The organism is Sphingomonas montanisoli (assembly GCF_008274695.1).
Classification (GTDB): Bacteria; Pseudomonadota; Alphaproteobacteria; order Sphingomonadales; family Sphingomonadaceae; genus Rhizorhabdus; species Rhizorhabdus montanisoli.
Window position 1 is genome coordinate 673,252 of the sequence record NZ_VTOU01000002.1, and the last position, 16,849, is coordinate 690,100.

Here is a 16,849-nt window from a genome sequence, read left to right on the forward strand (position 1 = left end):
CCGTTCGTGTCGAGCGAAGTCGAGACATGTTCCCAAGCGCCCAGCCAATGTGTCTCGACTTCGCTCGACACGAACGGAGGGGTTGAAGGATGACCAAGCTCCCCCTCTGGACCGCGTTCGATATCGCCGCCGCCACCGATGGCGAGGTGTTCGGCGCGTTCGATGCGAATGGCGTCGCGTTCGACAGCCGTGAGATCGGCCCCGGCGACCTGTTCGTGGCGATGAAGGGTGAGGCGACCGACGGCCACCGCTTTCTCGACAAGGCGTTTGCGGGCGGTGCGGCGGGCGCGATCGTCTCCGATGCCTGCGTCGGGCCACATGTGCGCGTTGCCGATACCACCGCCGCGCTCGATGCGCTCGCCGTGGCGGCACGCGCGCGGATGAACGGCAAGGTGATCGGCGTGACCGGTTCGGTCGGCAAGACCGGTACCAAGGAGGCCCTGTTCGCCTGCCTCGACCGCCCGAACCCCGGACAGGCGCATCGTTCGGTCAAAAGCTACAACAATCACACCGGCGTACCGCTCAGCCTTGCGCGGATGCCGGCATCGACCCGCTACGGCATCTTCGAAATGGGAATGAACCATGCGGGCGAACTTTCGGAACTGACCCGGCTCGTCCGTCCGCATGTCGCGATCGTCACCGCGATCGCTCCCGCACACAGCGCGCATTTCGCCAGCGAAGCCGCGATCGCCGACGCCAAGGGCGAAATCTTCGAAGGGCTCGAGCCCGGCGGCATCGCGATCATTCCCTATGACAGCCCGCACCGAGACCGGTTGATCGCAGCGGCGCGGCCTTATGCGGCGCGTATCGTCACCTTCGGGCGCGATGAGGCGGCCGACATCACCTTGTGCGACGAACATCGCCAGCCGGGCGGCACGCTGTGCTCGCTGATCCTGCCCGACGCGGAACTGACCTTCACGGTGGCGCCACCGGGCGACCATTGGGTGTCGAACGCTATGGCGGTGATTGCGGCCGTCTGGGCGGTGGGCGGCGATCTCGCCGCGGCCGGCCTTGCCTTTGCCGAGATGCCGGGGCTCCCCGGACGCGGCGAGCGCAGCATCGTGCCCGTCGGCGACGGCGAAGCGCTGATCATCGACGAAAGCTACAATGCCAACCCCGCCTCGATGGCGGCGACGATCCGCATGCTGGGCGAGGAGCCGGCTGATCGCCGCGTCGTCGTGCTGGGCGAGATGCGCGAGTTGGGGCAGGGGGCGCCCGGATATCATGCCGGCCTGCTCGATCCGCTGATGGCGGCCGACGTGGGTTATGCGCTGCTCGTCGGACCCGAAATGGCGGCCCTCGCAAATGCGCTTGAAGGGCGGATCGACTTCGCGCATGTGCCCGACGCTTCGGCGGCGATCGAGTCCCTTTCGGGGCTGATTTCGCCGGGCGATGCCATTCTCATCAAGGGGTCGAACGCGATCGGGCTGTCGCGCGTGGTCGAAAGGCTGCGGAGCGGGGCTCTGTCGGGCGGAAGGATCTGATGCTTTATTTGCTGGCCGATCAGCTCGGGTTTCCAGGGCTGCTGAATCTCATTCGATACCTCACCTTCCGTGCGGGCGCGGCGGCGGTCACGGCGTTGTTCATCGGGCTCGTCATCGGCCCGCGCTTCATCGGCTGGCTGCGTGTCAAGCAGGGCAAGGGGCAGCCGATCCGCGCCGACGGGCCGCAAACCCATTTAGCCAAGGTCGGCACCCCCACGATGGGCGGGCTGATGATCCTGGTTTCGGTGATGATATCGATGCTGCTGTGGATGGATCTGGCCAACCGCTATGTCTGGGCTTGCATCGGCGTCACGGTCGGCTTCGGCCTGATCGGATTTCTCGACGATTACGACAAGGTGAAGAAGCGCAGCCACAAGGGCGTGTCGGGCAAGGTTCGCCTGGCGGGCGAGTTCCTGATCGCGGGCCTTGCGAGCTGGTTGATCGTGTCGGGCAACGGGACCGAGCTGTACGTACCGTTCTATAACGGGGCGGTGATCGATCTCGGCCCGTTCTATGTCGTGTTCGCGGCGTTCACGATCGTCGCGTTCGGCAATGCGGTGAACCTGACCGACGGTCTCGACGGCCTCGCGATCATGCCGGTCGTTATCGCCAGCCTCGCCTTCTTCGTCATCGCCTATCTGGTCGGCAACAAGGTGTTCGCCAGCTATCTGGGCATTCCACATGTGCCGGGGGCGGGCGATCTGACGATCCTGACCGCCGCGATCATCGGCGGCGGCCTGGCGTTTCTCTGGTTCAACGCACCCCCTGCGGCCGTGTTCATGGGCGATACGGGCAGCCTCGCGCTCGGTGGCGCACTCGGCACGATCGCGGTCGTCGCGCATCACGAAATCGTGCTGGGGATCGTCGGCGGCCTCTTCGTGATGGAGACGGTGTCGGTGATCCTGCAGGTCTTCTTCTATAAGAGGACCGGCAAGCGCATCTTCCGCATGGCGCCGATCCACCACCATTTCGAACAGCTTGGCTGGAGCGAGCCGACCGTGGTGATCCGCTTCTGGATCATCAGTTTCGTGCTCGCGCTCGCGGGCCTCGCGACGCTGAAGCTGCGGTGATCACCTCCCCCGCCTTCGCCGGTAAACGCTATGCCGTATTGGGCCTCGCCCGGTCGGGTCTGGCGACCGTCGACGCGCTGCTCGCGAGCGGCGCGGACGTGACGGCGTGGGATGGGAAGGATGAGGCCCGGGCGAAGGCCGATCCTCGCGTGACGCTGGCCGATCCGCTGGAGATCGACCTGACCGGCTATGCCGGCGTCGTGGTGTCGCCGGGCGTGCCGCTGAACAAGCATCCGATCGTCGCGCACGCACGCAGGTTCGGCGTACCCGTGGTCGGCGATATCGAACTGTTCGCGCAGGCCCGCGCGGCGCTGCCCACGCACAAGGTCGTCGGCATCACCGGCACCAACGGCAAGTCGACCACCACAGCGCTGATCACGCATATTGTCGGGACGGCGGGCGTGCCGGTGCTGATGGGCGGGAATATCGGCCTGCCGATCCTGTCGCGCGATCCGCTTGCCGCTGGCGGGGTCTATGTCCTCGAACTGTCGAGCTACCAGATCGATCTGACCCGCAGCCTCGATTGCGATGTCGCGGTGCTGACCAACATTACCCCCGACCATCTCGATCGCTATGACGGGTTCGAAGGTTATGCCCGCGCCAAGGCCGAGCTGTTTTCGATGCAGTCGCCCGATCATGTCGCGGTGATCGCTGTCGACGACGAACCGACCCGCGCCATCGCCACCAGCCTGCTCGCGACGCGCGCGCAAGATCCGGTGGTTCGCGTGAAGGCGGCCGATGTCGCGGACCAGTCCGATTGGCCGGCGCTGCAGGGGCCGCACAACGCCCAGAATGCGATCATCGCGATCGCGACCGCGCGCGCGCTGGGCATCGGTGAAGAGGCGATTGCCAAGGGTCTCGCCACCTATCCGGGCCTGCCGCACCGGATGGAGCGGATCGCCGAGATCGGCGGCGTACTCTACGTCAACGACAGCAAGGCGACGAACGCGACGGCGACCTCGCCGGCGCTCGCCGCCTATCCGAAGATCCACTGGATCCTGGGCGGCGTGCCCAAGACCGACGATCTCGAAGATTGTGCGCCGCAGTTCGGCCATGTCGTCGCGGCCTATACGATCGGTGATGCGGGGCCGATGTATGCCCGCATTCTCGGCGAGGCGGGCAAGCCCGTGACCGAAAGCATCACGCTGGCGCAGGCCGTAAAGGACGCCGCCGCCGCCGCGAAACCCGGCGAGGTGGTGCTGCTGTCGCCGGCCTGCGCGTCGTTCGATCAGTTCACCGATTATGAAGCGCGCGGAGCCGCTTTCCGTAGCGCGGTGGAGGGGCTTGGCTTATGACCAGCGTGGTGGCGCTCCTCGATTCCACGGTCCCTGTGCGGCGTAAGAAACCTGCGATCCGGCGTTCGCGCGTCGGGCGCGGGTCGAACACGCCGCTTGCGCGCTGGTTCTGGGAAATCGATCGCGTCCTGCTGCTGCTCGTGACGATGCTGATCGGCGTCGGGTTGATCGCGGTCGCGGCCGCCGCGCCTGCCGCTGCCGTGCGCTATTCGGGCGCGGGGCACGTCGTCGCCGCGCGCTACTATTTCTGGATGCAGCTCGGCTGGATGGTCGTTTCGGCGCCGATCATGGTCGGTGTCTCGATGCTGCCGCAGAAGGTTGCGCGGCGCTGCGCACTGATCGGCGCGGGCATCTTCTTCGTCCTGCTGGCGCTGGTGCCGGTGCTCGGCAGCACGACGAACGGCGCGACCCGCTGGATCTCGTTCGGCGGACCCGCGCGGCTCCAGCCTTCCGAGTTCCTGAAGCCGCTCTTCGTGGTCGCGATGGCCTGGTTGTTCTCTCTGCGATCCAAGAATCCCGGCCTTCCCTTCACGCTGATTTCGGCCGGCGTGGTCGGCTCGATCGCCGTGCTGCTGATGCTCCAACCCGATTTCGGGCAGACGGTAATCTTCGTGTCGGTGTGGATCATCCTGCTGATGCTGTCGGGCGCGTCGATGAGGGCGCTGGGCATGCTGGGCGCGGGGGGCTTCGTCGCCGTCCTAGCCGCCTATTTCTTCTATCCGGTCGCGACGGCGCGCATCGACAAGTTCCTGTTCAAGCAGGGCGACACGTTTCAGATGGATCGCGCGCACGACACGATCACGCATGGCGGCCTGTTGGGCACCGGCCCCGGCGCGGGCACGGCGAAGTTCTCGCTGCCCGAACCGCACACCGACTATATCTTCTCGGTGATCGGGGAGGAGTTCGGCCTGATCGCCTGCATCGCGATCGCGTGCCTCTACCTCGCGATCGTCGCGCGCGTGTGCACCCGCCTGCTGCGCGAAGAGGATGATTTCCTGCTCTACGCTGGCGCCGGTCTCGTTGCGCAGTTCGGGCTCCAGGCGCTGATCAACATGCTGGTCAACGTCGGGCTGGCGCCGTCGAAGGGCATGACCCTGCCCTTCATCAGCTATGGCGGTTCATCGATGATCGCGCTGTCGATCGGCTTCGGGCTGCTGCTCGCCTTCACCCGCGAGAATCCCCACCTCAAGGAATCGAGCTACACGGTGCGCTGGAATCCGCGATGAGTATCGTACGTCATTTCGTCCTGGCCGCCGGCGGCACTGGCGGGCACATGGTTCCCGCGCACGCGCTGGCGGGTGAGCTGATGCGCCGTGGCCACCGCGTTGCGCTCGTCACCGACGAACGCGGCGCGCGGATCCCCGGCCTGTTCGACGGCGTCCAGACCCATATCATCCCGGCCGGCCGGCTGGGGGGCGGCATCATGGCGATGTGGAAGGCGTGGAAGGATATCCGCGCTGGCACCGCCATGTCGCGCCAGTTGTACGAGACGTTCGATCCGGCCGCCGTTGTCGGCTTCGGCGGCTATCCGGCGCTTCCGGCGCTGCGCGCGGCGTTCAAGAATCGCGTGCCGACCTTGATCCACGAACAGAATGCCGTGCTGGGCCGGGTCAACCGGCTGGTCGCGGGCAAGGTGACGGGGATCGCGACCGCCTATCCCAATGTCGAGCGGCTCAACCCCAAGTTCGATGCGAAGACCCACCTCGTCGGCAATCCGGTCCGCGCGATCGTCCGCGAAATCCGCAACGCGCCGTTTCCCGATCTTGGCCCTGACGGCATCTTCCGCCTGCTGGTGACGGGTGGCAGCCAGGGCGCGAGCATCCTGTCCGACGTCGTGCCCGATGCGCTGGGCCTCCTCCCACTCACCTTCCGTCGCCGTCTTCAGGTGACGCAGCAGTGTCGGCCCGAGGATATCGAAGCGGTACGCAGCAAGTATAAGGTGCTGGGCATCCCCGCCGATCTCGCCACCTATTTCACCGATCTGCCCGAACGGCTCGCCTGGTCGCACTTGGTGATCGCGCGTGCGGGCGCGTCGACGATCGCCGATGTGACGGTCGCGGGCCGTCCCGCCATCCTGATCCCGCTGCCGTCCGCCGCCGACGACCACCAGACTGCCAATGCGCGCGAACTGGCCGAGGTAGGCGGCGCGCGCGCGATCCGGCAGTCGAACTTCACCGCGCAGGAACTGTCGAAGCAGATGCACAAGCTGGCGCTCGATCCGAAGGCGCTTCTCAATGCCGCCAAGCGTTCTTATGGCGTCGGCAGGCCCAACGCGGCCGAGGATCTCGCCGATCTGGTGGAGAGCATCGGCCGCCAACCGATCATGGACCCTATCCCTGTGGAAAATCTTGAGCTTCGGCCCCTGAAGGGCGCGTTCGCATGAAGGGCGTCGCGACCGACATCGGCACCATCCATTTCATCGGCATCGGCGGGATCGGCATGTCCGGCATCGCCGAGGTCATGGCCAATCTGGGCTATAAGGTTCAGGGCAGCGACGTCGCCGAAGGCTATGTGGTCGAAGGGCTGCGCGCCAAGGGCATCAAGGTGATGATCGGCCACAAGGCCGAGAACCTCGGCGATGCCGCCGTCGTCGTCACATCGACCGCGATCAAGCGCGGCAATCCGGAAGTCGAACTCGCGCTCGAAAAGCGCATTCCCGTCGTCCGCCGCGCCGAAATGCTGGCCGAACTGATGCGGCTCAAGTCGACCGTCGCGATCGCGGGCACCCACGGCAAGACCACGACGACGTCGATGGTCGCCGCTTTGCTCGACGCGGGCGGGGTCGATCCCACCGTAATCAACGGCGGCATCATCAACAGCTACGGTTCGAACGCCCGCCTCGGCGCGTCCGACTGGATGGTGGTCGAAGCCGACGAGAGCGACGGCAGCTTCCTGCGCCTCGACGGCACGATCGCGGTCGTGACCAACATCGATCCCGAACATCTCGACCATTATGGCTCGTTCGAGAAGGTGAAGGACTGCTTCGTCGAGTTCGTCGAGAACGTCCCCTTCTACGGCGCGGCTTTGCTGTGCATCGACCACCCCGAAGTGCAGGCGATCATTCCGCGCGTGCGCGATCGCAAGGTCGTGACCTATGGTTTCTCGGCGCAGGCCGATGTGCGCGGCGACAATGTCACGCCCGTTCCCGGCGGCAACCAGTTCGACGTCGTGATCCGCGACCGCGACGGCAATCTGCGCCGGATCGAGGGCGTCAATATGCCGATGCCCGGCCGTCACAATGTCCAGAACGCACTCGCCGCGATCGGCGTCGCGCTGGAGATGGGCATTTCGGACGATATCATCGCGGGTGGCTTCGCCAAGTTCGGAGGCGTCAAGCGCCGCTTCACCAAAGTTGGTGAGGTCGATGGCGTGACCATCATCGACGATTACGGCCATCATCCGGTCGAGATCCGCGCGGTGCTGGCCGCCGCGCGCGAAGGCGCGAAGAACCGCGTGATCGCAGTCGTTCAGCCGCATCGCTACACTCGCCTGCGCGACCTGATGGTCGATTTTCAGACCGCGTTCAACGATGCCGACATCGTCTATGTCGCCCCGGTCTATCCGGCGGGCGAGCAGCCGATCGAGGGGGTCGATGCCGCCGCCCTCGTCAGCGGCCTCAAGCAGCGCGGACACCGCGCCGCGCAGGTGATCGAAGGGGCCGACGCGTTGGCAGCGGCTCTTGCGGATAGCGTTCAGGCGGACGACATGGTCATCTGCCTCGGCGCCGGCGACATCACCAAATGGGCCGCCGGCCTCGCCGACGCGATTGCGAAGGAGAAGGTGAAATGACCGACTATTTCGGCACCTGGGTGAAGTTGCAGGAGCAGGCGCTCCACCTCCACAAGCAGAACCTCGACACCGCCTTTCGGGCGATGGGCAACACGCCGTTCAGCGGTGCGGCCGAAACCGCGCGCCAGATCGGTGATGCGCAGGTGAAGGCCTGGGAAGGCTGGCTCGCCTTGTGGACGCCCAGGGGATGATGGCAGCCGCCGGCGCCGCGACCGATACCGTCATGCCGCCCGTTCGCGGGCGACTGACGGCCGGCGCGCCGCTGGCGCCGCTCGTCTGGTTCAAGAGCGGCGGTTCGGCCGAATGGCTGTTCGAGCCGGCCGACGCCGACGATCTGTGCGATTTTCTTGAAGGGCTCGATCCAGCGACGCCGGTGATGGGCCTCGGTCTTGGCTCCAACCTGATCGTCCGCGACGGCGGCGTGCCGGGCGTGGTCGTCCGGCTCGGCAAGGCGTTCGCCAAGTGCGAGCGTCTCGATGACGTGACCTTGCGCTGCGGGGGCGGGGCGAGCGGGATCCTCGTTTCTTCCACCGCGCGCGACGCAGGGATCGGCGGGGTCGAATTCCTGCGATCGATCCCGGGCACGGTCGGCGGCTTCGTTCGCATGAACGGCGGCGCTTATGGCCGCGAGGTCAAGGACGTGCTGCTCGAGGCGGAAGTCGTGCTGCGATCGGGCGAACGCCGGACGCTGTCGCTCGCCGATCTCGGTTACACCTACCGCCACAGCGCGCTGCCTGACGGCGCGATCGTGATTTCGGCGACCTTGCGCGGCAACCCTGCCGAGGCCGCCATGATCCAGGCCGAGATGGACCGTATTGCCGCCGAGCGCGAAGCATCGCAGCCGCTCCGCTCCAAGACCGGCGGTTCGACCTTCAAGAATCCCGAAGGCCACAAGGCGTGGGCGCTCGTCGATGCGGCGGGCTGTCGCGGCCTGACGCGCGGCGATGCGCAGGTTTCCGAGAAGCACTGCAATTTCCTGCTCAACCTCGGCTCGGCGACGAGCGCCGATATCGAGGCGCTGGGCGAAGAGGTAAGGGACAAGGTGAAGGCACATTCGGGCGTGACGCTGGAGTGGGAAATACAGCGCGTCGGCATGTTTGCCGACGACGCCAGCAAAAAGCCCGTGGGGGTGCCCGCATGAGCCACGCTACTCTCCATATCGCGGTCCTCATGGGCGGCTGGTCGTCCGAGCGCGACGTGTCGCTGACGTCGGGCAACGGTGTCGCCGATGCGCTCGAGACGCTGGGCCACAAGGTCACGCGGATCGACATGGGCCATGACGTCGCGATCAAGCTGCACGAGGCGAAGCCCGACGTCGTGTTCAACGCGCTCCACGGCACGCCGGGGGAGGATGGCACCGTTCAGGGTCTGATGGACCTGATGGGGATCAAATATACCCATTCGGGCCTTACCACCTCGGTCATCGCGATCGACAAGGAGCTGACCAAGCAGCAGCTTGTCCCCCACGGCATCCGTATGCCCGAGGGCAAGATCGTCGACAGCGAGAGCCTGTACGAGTCCGATCCGATTCCGCGGCCTTATGTGTTGAAGCCGGTCAACGAAGGTTCGTCGGTCGGCGTCGCGATCGTCAAGGATCGCGACAATCACGGCACGCCGATCCATCGCGACGCGCATGGGCCGTGGCAGCGCTTCGATACTTTGCTCGCCGAACCCTTCATCAAGGGGCGCGAACTGACGGTCGCGGTGCTGGGCGATCGTGCGCTGTGCGTTACCGAACTGGTGCCGACCAGCGGCTTCTACGATTACGAAGCCAAGTACACCGATGGCCTGACCACCCATGTCTGCCCCGCGAAGATCCCGGCGGACATCGAGGCGTCGGCGATGAAGATGGCGCTGGATGCGCACCGCCTGCTGGGCTGCAAGGGAACCTCGCGTTCGGACTTCCGTTGGGATGACGAACAGGGGGAAGCGGGACTGTATCTGCTCGAAGTCAACACGCAGCCGGGCATGACCCCGCTCAGCCTCGTTCCCGAACAGGCCAAGCATGTCGGCATGACCTACGCCGAACTGGTGCAGGCCATCGTCGAGGACGCCCTATGAGCGCGCGGCCGGCCCGCAGTGCCAAAGGTGCGGACCGGCGCCCCCGCGTGACGACGGCTAAGCGTCCAGCGCCCAAGCGGCGCGGCTCCGCGCTCGATCGGGCGGTCGCGCAGATCCCCGTGCCGCGCGACGCGCTGCGCACGATGGGCAATTGGACTCTCGGCCTGCTCGTCTTCGGCGGGCTGGTGATGGGCGTTGTTGCCATGGGCATTCCGCAGATGGCGTGGGCTGCGACGGCAGGCGCGATCGGCGAGGCGGGCTTCACCGTCCGCCATGTCGAAATCCTCAACCGCAAGCGCGCCGATGCCGATGTCGTCTATGATATCGCGATGAGCCAGCAGTCGCGCGCGATGCCGCTGGTCGACCTGACCGGCACGCGATCCGAACTGATGAAGCTCGGCTGGATCGCTGACGCGCGCATTTCGCGCCGCCTGCCCGATACGCTCGTGGTCGACATCGTCGAGCGGGTGCCCGCCGCCATCTGGCAATATCGCGGTCGCCTTGTCCTGGTCGATCGGATGGGGACGGAGATCGCGCCGGTCGACGATCGCGCGATGCCCGACCTGCCCGTCGTGGTCGGCCCCGGTGCGCGCCGCCAGGTCGAGGCGCTGACGGCGTTGCTCGATACGCAGCCCGCGCTCAAGCCCCTGATCACCGCATCGGTGTGGCAGGGCTCGCGCCGCTGGGACATCATCTTCCAGTCGGGCGAGACGCTGAAGCTGCCCGAAGGCGATGGCGAAGCGATCAAGGCGCTCGCCTGGTTCGCGCGCAAGGACAAGCAGAGCCATCTGCTCGGCCGCGGCATCGTCGGCATCGACATGCGCGATCCGACGCGCACCGTCGTCCGCATGGCGCGCGAGCCAGGCGGGCAGATCGACGCGCCGGCGCCTCCACCAGTTGCGCCGGCTATCCAGACGCCGCCGCCGCTCCAGACCGCACCGGTCTCCGCCCCCGTTTCCCCGCCTGCTAATACGGTCACAACCTGATGGCGCAAAATCGCAACGATGCCCTGATCACCGCGCTCGATATCGGCACCTCGAAGGTGTCGGCCCTGATCGCGCGCCGAACCGAGACCGGGGATCTCGAGGTGCTCGGCACCGGCCAGCGCGAGAGCCGTGGCGTCAAGCGCGGCTACATCGCCGACATGGAGGGCACCGAGGCCGCGATCCGCGAAGCGGTCGAGCAGGCCGAGACGATCGCGCGCACCAATATCGACCATGTCTGGGTCAGCTTCTCGGCCGGTGGTCTCGTCAGCGACGTGGCGCAGGTCGAGGTCGATCTGGGCGGGGTTCAGGTCGAGCAGGAGGATATCGACAACCTGCTCAAGCAGGGCCGTCGCTCGCTCAATCCCGATGGCCGCATGGTCCTCCACGCGCAGCCGACCCTCTACACGCTCGACGGCCTCACCGGCGTGAAGAGCCCGCTCGGTCTCCATGCCGATAGGCTCGGCGTCGAAATCCACGTCGTCGCGGCGGAGCCTTCGCCCGTCCGCAACCTCGCTTTGTGCGTCCGTTCGGCGCATCTGGGCGTCAAATCGATCGTCGCGTCGCCGATCGCGACGGGCGCCGCCTGCCTCACCGACGAGGACAAGGAAATGGGCATCGCGCTGGTCGAAATGGGCGCAGGCGTAACCAACGTGTCGCTGTTCGCGGGCGGTCTGCTGGTCGGACTCTCCTCGCTGGCGATGGGCGCCGCCGACATCACCGACGATATCGCGTCGGCCTTCTCGATCCGTCGCGCGCAGGCCGAGCGGCTGAAATGCTTTCACGGATCGGCGCAGAACTCCCCGCGCGACACGCATGAGATGATCGACATCGGCGCGGCGGATGAGGGCGACGGCTTCGAACCGCCGCGGATCAGCCGCGCGCAGCTGATCCAGGTCATCCGCCTGCGCCTCGATCATTGGATGGATGCGGTGTCCAAGGCGCTGACCGAACTCGGCTATACCGGGCCCGTCGGGCGTCAGGTGGTGCTGACCGGCGGAGGCGCCGAGCTCAAGGGCATCGCCGATTATGCGCAGGGCGTGCTGGGCCGCACGGTGCGGATCGGTCGCCCGCGCGGGCTTGCGGGATTGCCCGACGCGCATGGCGGTCCGGCCTTCGCGACGCTTTCGGGCCTGGCGATGGTCGCGGCGAGCAATCCGATCGATCTGCGCCAGATTTCGCTCGAGCCGCAGACCGTCCACCGGACGGCGGCGGGCGGGCTGTTTCAGCGGATGGTATCGGCGTTCAAGCAGGGTTACTGAAAGCGTTTCGGGGCGGCCACAACGGGCGACCCCGTCGGTGGTTCCGTTAACCTTGAAAATTGACCTGTCCCAAACTTTTCGCGTGATTCGCCGAATCGGTTGGGGCAAGATTCAAACATAGTGATTTGCGTCGGCTTCGGGCGAGTGCGGCGGCAGGGGAGATCGAGTGATGACTATCGAGTTCATGCGGCCGCAGGTTGACGAACTGAAGCCCCGGATCAGCGTTATCGGCGTCGGCGGTGCCGGCGGCAACGCGATCGCCAACATGATCGTTGCCGACGTCCAGGGCGTCGACTTCATCGTCGCGAACACCGATGCGCAGGCGCTCAACGCCTCGCCGGCGGAGCGTCGCATCCAGCTGGGCCTCAAGATCACCCAGGGTCTCGGCGCCGGTTCGCGGCCCGAAATCGGTCGCGCCGCCGCCGAGGAGACGATGGAATTCGTCGAAAAGGCGCTCGAAGGATCGCATATGTGCTTCATCGCCGCCGGCATGGGCGGTGGCACAGGCACCGGCGCGGCGCCGGTCATCGCCAAGCTGGCGCGTGACAAGGGCATCCTGACCGTCGGCGTCGTCACCAAGCCGTTCAGCTTCGAAGGTTCGCGCCGCATGAAGGCGGCCGATGCGGGCATCGAGGAGCTGCAAAAGCACGTCGATACGCTGATCGTCATCCCGAACCAGAATCTGTTCCTGATCGCCAATCCGAACACCACCTTCAAGGAGGCGTTCCAGATGGCGGATCAGGTGTTGCAGCAGGGTGTGCGCGGCATCACCGACCTGATGGTCATGCCCGGCCTCATCAACCTCGACTTCGCCGACGTCCGCTCGGTGATGTCGGAGATGGGCAAGGCCATGATGGGCACCGGCGAAGCGACCGGTGATAATCGCGCGATCGAGGCGGCCGAGAAGGCGATCGCCAACCCGCTGCTCGACGGCGTCTCGATGAAGGGCGCCAAGGGCGTTATCGTGTCGATCACCGGTGGTGAGGACATGCGCCTGATGGAGGTCGACGAGGCCGCCAACCATATCCGCGAGCTGGTCGATCCGGACGCGAACATCATCTGGGGTTCGGCGTTCAACAATGATCTGGACGGCATCATCCGCGTCTCGGTTGTCGCGACCGGCATCGAGGTCGACGCTTCGACGATGGCCGAGCCCGCCAAGCCGCTGAGCTTCGCGCCGCGCACCCCGCCGCGCGGTGGCGAGGACAAGCCGGCCATCGCGATCCCGCAGCCGGCCGTGGCGGCCGCGCCCGCAGCGCCGCAGCCGACCACCATCTTTGAATCGCCGGCCGAACCGACCGCGACCGTCGAGGATGACGAGCCGTTGACGCTCGAAGCGCCCGAGGTAGTCGCCCAGCAGGCGCCGGAACCCGCATCCTCGCTGTTCAGCGACGAGCTGCTGCTCGGTGCCGAAGCGGTGGTGCCCGCCCCCGCGCAGCCCGCGCCGGAGCCCGAAGCCGATGCCGGCACCCGCCGTTGGGTCGCCGAGCCGCAGGCCGAGGCGCGCCCGCGCTCCGCCGGCAGCGCCACCCTGTTCGAGCGTATGTCGAACATCGCCCGCGGCGCCGCGAAGGCGCAGGTCGATAACGACGCCGATGCCCCGGCGGAGGGCAGCGTGCCCCGGTTCCTCAACCGCCAGAGCAACCAGTAAGACCGGTTCAGCCCCTCCCGACCGGGAGGGGCTTTCTGATGGGCGCTCGCCTCACCCGCTTCGGCGTTGGACCCGCATCATCGCTCTTGCGGAGCAAGCCGCGACCGGCTTTAAGCGCCCCATCCCCATGATACACCGTCTCCTCCTCGCCCCGTCGCTGCTCATCGCGCTTTCCGCCACCGCACAGGCGCAGGAGGCCGGACCCTATATCTCCGCCGATCAGTCGGCTTCCGAGCCGGTGATGGTTGATCCGATGGCGCAGGCCCGCGACGCGATGGCGCGCAACGACCCGGCCGAGGCGCTTGCCCGCTATCTGCGCGTGCTGGCGCGCGATCCGGGCGATCTGGAGGCGTTGACGGGGGCGGGCGATGCGGCGCTGGCGGTCGGCGATGCCGATGCGGCGATCAACTTCTATGTCCGCGCCGAAAAGCTCGCGCCGAAGAATGGTAAGGTGAAGGCCGGGCTTGGCTCCGCGCTCGTGCAGAAGGAGCAGCCCCAGGCGGCGCTGCGCATGTTCAACGACGCGCTCGATCTGGGCGTGCCCCCCGCCAGCGTCGCGCTCGATCGCGGCCTGGCCTATGATCTGCGCGGCGATGCCAAGCGGGCACAGACCGAATATGGCATCGCGCTGCGTGCCGGCCAGAATGCCGAGGCGACGCGGCGGATGGCGCTGTCGCTGGGCATAGCGGGCGACAAGGCGGGCGCGCTCGCGATCCTCGATCCGCTGCTGCGGCGCCAGGACATTCCGGCGTGGCGCGTGCGCGCCTTCGTGCTGGCGATGACCGGCGATACGCCGGGTGCCGAACAGGCCGCCTATGCGGTGCTGCCACGCTATCAAGCGGATCAGCTTCGCCCCTTCCTCGGCCGCCTGGCCACGCTCAAGCCCGCGGAAAAGGCTGCTGCCGTCCATTTCGGACATTTCCCCGAGGATAAGGCGCCCAGGATGGCGTCGGTCAGCCCGCCGGCCTCGGCCAAGGGCGCACCCGTCGTCGCGACGCCGGTGCCAAGCCGCGCGTTCGTGCCAGCCCGCACCGCCGAAGCGAACGTAACGCCGGGTGTCGGCGTCGTCACCGCGCCGATCGTCGATCCGACTACGGGCAAAGCCGTTTCGATCGAAAAGCCGCAGACCCCGACCGAAGCCCAGTCGATGGCGGGCGAGGCCAAGCGCCTGGCGGACGCCAAGCGCGCCGAGGCCCGCAAGGCCGCCGCCGAGAAGGCAGCCGCGGACAAGAAGAAGAAAGAGAAGGAAGAGGCCAAGGCCAAGGCGTCCGATCCGGGGCGTTTCTGGGTCCAGATCGCCAGCGGCTCGTACAAGCCCGATCTCGACAAGGAATGGGACAAGCAGAAGAAGGCCCATTCCAAGCAACTCGCGGGCAAGACGCCGTGGACGATGCCCTACAAGTCGACCAACCGTCTGCTCGTCGGCCCATTCGCGTCGAAGGACGCCGCGCAGGACTTCGTCAACGATGCGCGTCAGGCGGGCTGGGGCACGGTGCCCGTCACGACCAGCGCGGGCCAGAAGGTCGAACGGCTCGACTGAGCCTGCCAGCCTCTAAAAAGGCTCACGCAAAACCTGGCATTTTATCGACAGCAGCGCGGCCAGGCTGAGGCCACCCAGTGCGGCGGGAACCACGCCGCTGCCGCTCCAGTCGTACCGATAGATGGCATTCGTCAGCCGTTCAGCGATCGGTGCGGCTGCGGCCGGTCCACCGGTCGGCACGTAGAGAAGAAAGCGCTGGTCGCCGATCCGCGCTGCCACGCCGCCCACCGGGCATTCGGCACGAATCATATCGGCGATGCGGATGATGATGCGGTCGGGCGCCTGCGGGCCGAACAAGTCGCTGGCTTCCCGCAGATTATCGACCTCGCACAGAATGAAGGTCGCATCGGAACCGCGCGGCTTCACCTTCAGCGCATGGTCCAGACCCGGCCGTGTCGTCAGGCCCGTCAACGGATCGCGCAGGTCCGTCTGGCGATCGGCTTCGATCCGGTCGAGCACGACCGACGCCAGCGCGACGAGCGCCTGGATCAGCCCCAGCACCACCGCGCTGCTCTGCATCAGGAAGGCATAGGTGCTCGTCATATAGACGCCAGTGCCATCCTGTTCGGGCAGCGTGATCGTGACGGTCACGGCCTGCAGGAAGGTCTCGAACGTCACCAGCGCGACGATCGCGAACAGCGCGCAGTCCATCAGGTCGCGCAGGCGTTTGGTCGTTGCCGGAAGGCCGATCCCCATGAGCAGGGCGCAGCCGAGGTCCGATGCGAAGATCTGCAGATGCAGGTTGCGGATCGCCAGCCCGAACACCGCGCCCCCAACCGAAACGACGAGGATTGCGATGCGCACCCCCGTCATCAACGGTGCATCGGCCCTGCGCAGCAACGCGCCGCCGAAGTGGAAGAAGGCGAGGCCGAACAGCGCGTTGGCGATCGTCCCGCGCACCATCATCGGGATCACATTGGGCAGCGCGGGCACGCTCGCCGCCAGGCCCGAGCACAGAAATCCGAGCCCCCACCACTTGGCGATCGGCGCACCCCAGCGCCACACCAGCAGGAACATGCCCGCCAGTGTGATGAACATGATTGGAAACAGGAAGGCGAAGCCGTCCCCCATTGACCCCCGAACCCCCTCAAAATACTAAGGAAAATAGCGAAAAATCGACGCCGCTGATACGGCGGATCTGTACTAATTTGGGTGTCGTGAGAATGTTTTTGACGGGCGATGTCACATCGCGCCGTCCCGCCCCGTCAAGGAAGCGAGCGCCAATGCTCAGCTTTGACGGAAAGGACATCATCGTGGATCGCCTGAAATGGTTCGAAGTCGCCCCCGAAGGCGCAAAGGCGCTGTTCGGCGTGCATCATTACGTCACCAAGGGCACCAACCTGCCCGAAGAACTCATCCACCTGATCTTCCTGCGCGTGTCGCAGATCAACGGCTGCGCTTATTGCATCGACATGCACAGCCGCGATCTGCGCAAGACGATGTCGGTCGACAGGGTGACCTTGGTGCCGGTGTGGAAGGAAGTGCCGCATCTGTTTAGCGATCAGTATCGCGCCGCGCTCGCCTGGGCCGAGGACGTGACCAACCTCAGCGTCACCCACGCTCCGGACGAGGCCTATGCGGCGGCCGCCAGCGCGTTCGACGACAAGGATCTGGTCGACCTGACGATCGCCATCGCCGCGATGAACGCCTTCAACCGGCTCGGCGCGCCGTTCCGGTTGCCGGTGGCGGCGAAAGCGTGAGACGAAGCCCGCAT

The 16,849-nt window shown here is 66.5% G+C and carries 15 protein-coding genes; 14 read left to right on the forward strand and 1 reads right to left on the reverse strand.

Going from position 1 to position 16,849, the window contains the following annotated elements:
• The first annotated feature begins 89 nt into the window (after window positions 1–89).
• The 13 genes from FYJ91_RS09050 (at window position 90) to FYJ91_RS09110 (ending at window position 15,135) form a co-directional block, all read left to right on the forward strand.
• Complete coding sequence (locus FYJ91_RS09050) at window positions 90–1,484, forward strand: UDP-N-acetylmuramoyl-tripeptide--D-alanyl-D-alanine ligase (RefSeq protein ID WP_149521925.1); 1,395 nt, start codon at window positions 90–92, stop codon at window positions 1,482–1,484.
• Window positions 1,484–2,554, forward strand: coding sequence for a phospho-N-acetylmuramoyl-pentapeptide-transferase (mraY, locus tag FYJ91_RS09055; RefSeq protein WP_149521926.1), 1,071 nt, complete (start codon window positions 1,484–1,486; stop codon window positions 2,552–2,554). The genes FYJ91_RS09050 and mraY overlap by 1 nt, the downstream gene beginning before the upstream one ends.
• Window positions 2,551–3,849 carry a UDP-N-acetylmuramoyl-L-alanine--D-glutamate ligase gene (gene murD / locus FYJ91_RS09060; RefSeq protein WP_149521927.1) on the forward strand — a complete coding sequence of 433 codons (1,299 nt, stop codon included), beginning with the start codon at window positions 2,551–2,553 and terminating at the stop codon, window positions 3,847–3,849. Before mraY ends, murD begins: the two co-directional genes overlap by 4 nt.
• A complete protein-coding gene (locus FYJ91_RS09065; RefSeq protein WP_149521928.1) occupies window positions 3,846–5,075 on the forward strand; it encodes an FtsW/RodA/SpoVE family cell cycle protein in 1,230 nt (409 codons plus the stop codon). Before murD ends, FYJ91_RS09065 begins: the two co-directional genes overlap by 4 nt.
• Window positions 5,072–6,232 carry an undecaprenyldiphospho-muramoylpentapeptide beta-N-acetylglucosaminyltransferase gene (gene murG / locus FYJ91_RS09070; protein ID WP_149521929.1) on the forward strand — a complete coding sequence of 387 codons (1,161 nt, stop codon included), beginning with the start codon at window positions 5,072–5,074 and terminating at the stop codon, window positions 6,230–6,232. The genes FYJ91_RS09065 and murG overlap by 4 nt, the downstream gene beginning before the upstream one ends.
• Window positions 6,229–7,638, forward strand: coding sequence for a UDP-N-acetylmuramate--L-alanine ligase (murC, locus tag FYJ91_RS09075; RefSeq protein WP_149521930.1), 1,410 nt, complete (start codon window positions 6,229–6,231; stop codon window positions 7,636–7,638). Before murG ends, murC begins: the two co-directional genes overlap by 4 nt.
• On the forward strand, window positions 7,635–7,829 hold the full coding sequence (locus FYJ91_RS09080; RefSeq protein ID WP_149521931.1) for a hypothetical protein: 195 nt from the start codon (window positions 7,635–7,637) through the stop codon (window positions 7,827–7,829). The genes murC and FYJ91_RS09080 overlap by 4 nt, the downstream gene beginning before the upstream one ends.
• On the forward strand, window positions 7,826–8,779 hold the full coding sequence (murB, locus tag FYJ91_RS09085; protein ID WP_181008419.1) for a UDP-N-acetylmuramate dehydrogenase: 954 nt from the start codon (window positions 7,826–7,828) through the stop codon (window positions 8,777–8,779). The genes FYJ91_RS09080 and murB overlap by 4 nt, the downstream gene beginning before the upstream one ends.
• Window positions 8,776–9,699, forward strand: coding sequence for a D-alanine--D-alanine ligase (locus tag FYJ91_RS09090; protein WP_149521932.1), 924 nt, complete (start codon window positions 8,776–8,778; stop codon window positions 9,697–9,699). Before murB ends, FYJ91_RS09090 begins: the two co-directional genes overlap by 4 nt.
• A gap of 47 nt (window positions 9,700–9,746) precedes the next feature.
• The gene (locus tag FYJ91_RS09095; protein ID WP_246152542.1) at window positions 9,747–10,685 is read left to right on the forward strand and encodes a cell division protein FtsQ/DivIB; all 939 of its coding nucleotides are present in this window, start codon (window positions 9,747–9,749) and stop codon (window positions 10,683–10,685) included.
• Complete coding sequence (gene ftsA, locus FYJ91_RS09100) at window positions 10,685–11,944, forward strand: cell division protein FtsA (RefSeq protein WP_149521933.1); 1,260 nt, start codon at window positions 10,685–10,687, stop codon at window positions 11,942–11,944. Before FYJ91_RS09095 ends, ftsA begins: the two co-directional genes overlap by 1 nt.
• A 169-nt stretch (window positions 11,945–12,113) precedes the next feature.
• Complete coding sequence (ftsZ, locus tag FYJ91_RS09105) at window positions 12,114–13,595, forward strand: cell division protein FtsZ (protein ID WP_149521934.1); 1,482 nt, start codon at window positions 12,114–12,116, stop codon at window positions 13,593–13,595.
• Between the two features lie 127 nt (window positions 13,596–13,722).
• Window positions 13,723–15,135 (forward strand): SPOR domain-containing protein, encoded by a 1,413-nt coding sequence (locus FYJ91_RS09110; protein ID WP_149521935.1) that lies wholly within the window; start codon window positions 13,723–13,725, stop codon window positions 15,133–15,135.
• 12 nt (window positions 15,136–15,147) lie between these two features.
• On the opposite strand, the gene FYJ91_RS09115 is transcribed toward FYJ91_RS09110, so the two are convergent.
• Complete coding sequence (locus tag FYJ91_RS09115) at window positions 15,148–16,206, reverse strand: GGDEF domain-containing protein (protein ID WP_149521936.1); 1,059 nt, start codon at window positions 16,204–16,206, stop codon at window positions 15,148–15,150.
• A gap of 152 nt (window positions 16,207–16,358) precedes the next feature.
• On the opposite strand from FYJ91_RS09115, the gene FYJ91_RS09120 reads away from it, so the two are divergent.
• Window positions 16,359–16,835 carry a carboxymuconolactone decarboxylase family protein gene (locus tag FYJ91_RS09120; protein ID WP_219822573.1) on the forward strand — a complete coding sequence of 159 codons (477 nt, stop codon included), beginning with the start codon at window positions 16,359–16,361 and terminating at the stop codon, window positions 16,833–16,835.
• Window positions 16,836–16,849 lie beyond the last annotated feature (14 nt).

Excerpts from the sequence above, each read along its gene's own strand:
- FYJ91_RS09080 (WP_149521931.1), top strand. The coding sequence starts at position 7,635 with ATGACCGACTATTTCGGCACCTGGGTGAAGTTGCAGGAGCAGGCGCTC.
- murG (WP_149521929.1), top strand. The coding sequence starts at position 5,072 with ATGAGTATCGTACGTCATTTCGTCCTGGCCGCCGGCGGCACTGGCGGG.
- FYJ91_RS09120 (WP_219822573.1), top strand. The coding sequence starts at position 16,359 with ATGCTCAGCTTTGACGGAAAGGACATCATCGTGGATCGCCTGAAATGG.
- FYJ91_RS09050 (WP_149521925.1), top strand. The coding sequence starts at position 90 with ATGACCAAGCTCCCCCTCTGGACCGCGTTCGATATCGCCGCCGCCACC.
- FYJ91_RS09065 (WP_149521928.1), top strand. The coding sequence starts at position 3,846 with ATGACCAGCGTGGTGGCGCTCCTCGATTCCACGGTCCCTGTGCGGCGT.
- murC (WP_149521930.1), top strand. The coding sequence starts at position 6,229 with ATGAAGGGCGTCGCGACCGACATCGGCACCATCCATTTCATCGGCATC.
- FYJ91_RS09110 (WP_149521935.1), top strand. The coding sequence starts at position 13,723 with ATGATACACCGTCTCCTCCTCGCCCCGTCGCTGCTCATCGCGCTTTCC.
- ftsA (WP_149521933.1), top strand. The coding sequence starts at position 10,685 with ATGGCGCAAAATCGCAACGATGCCCTGATCACCGCGCTCGATATCGGC.
- FYJ91_RS09090 (WP_149521932.1), top strand. The coding sequence starts at position 8,776 with ATGAGCCACGCTACTCTCCATATCGCGGTCCTCATGGGCGGCTGGTCG.
- ftsZ (WP_149521934.1), top strand. The coding sequence starts at position 12,114 with ATGACTATCGAGTTCATGCGGCCGCAGGTTGACGAACTGAAGCCCCGG.
- mraY (WP_149521926.1), top strand. The coding sequence starts at position 1,484 with ATGCTTTATTTGCTGGCCGATCAGCTCGGGTTTCCAGGGCTGCTGAAT.
- FYJ91_RS09115 (WP_149521936.1), bottom strand. The coding sequence starts at position 16,206 with ATGGGGGACGGCTTCGCCTTCCTGTTTCCAATCATGTTCATCACACTG.
- murB (WP_181008419.1), top strand. The coding sequence starts at position 7,826 with ATGATGGCAGCCGCCGGCGCCGCGACCGATACCGTCATGCCGCCCGTT.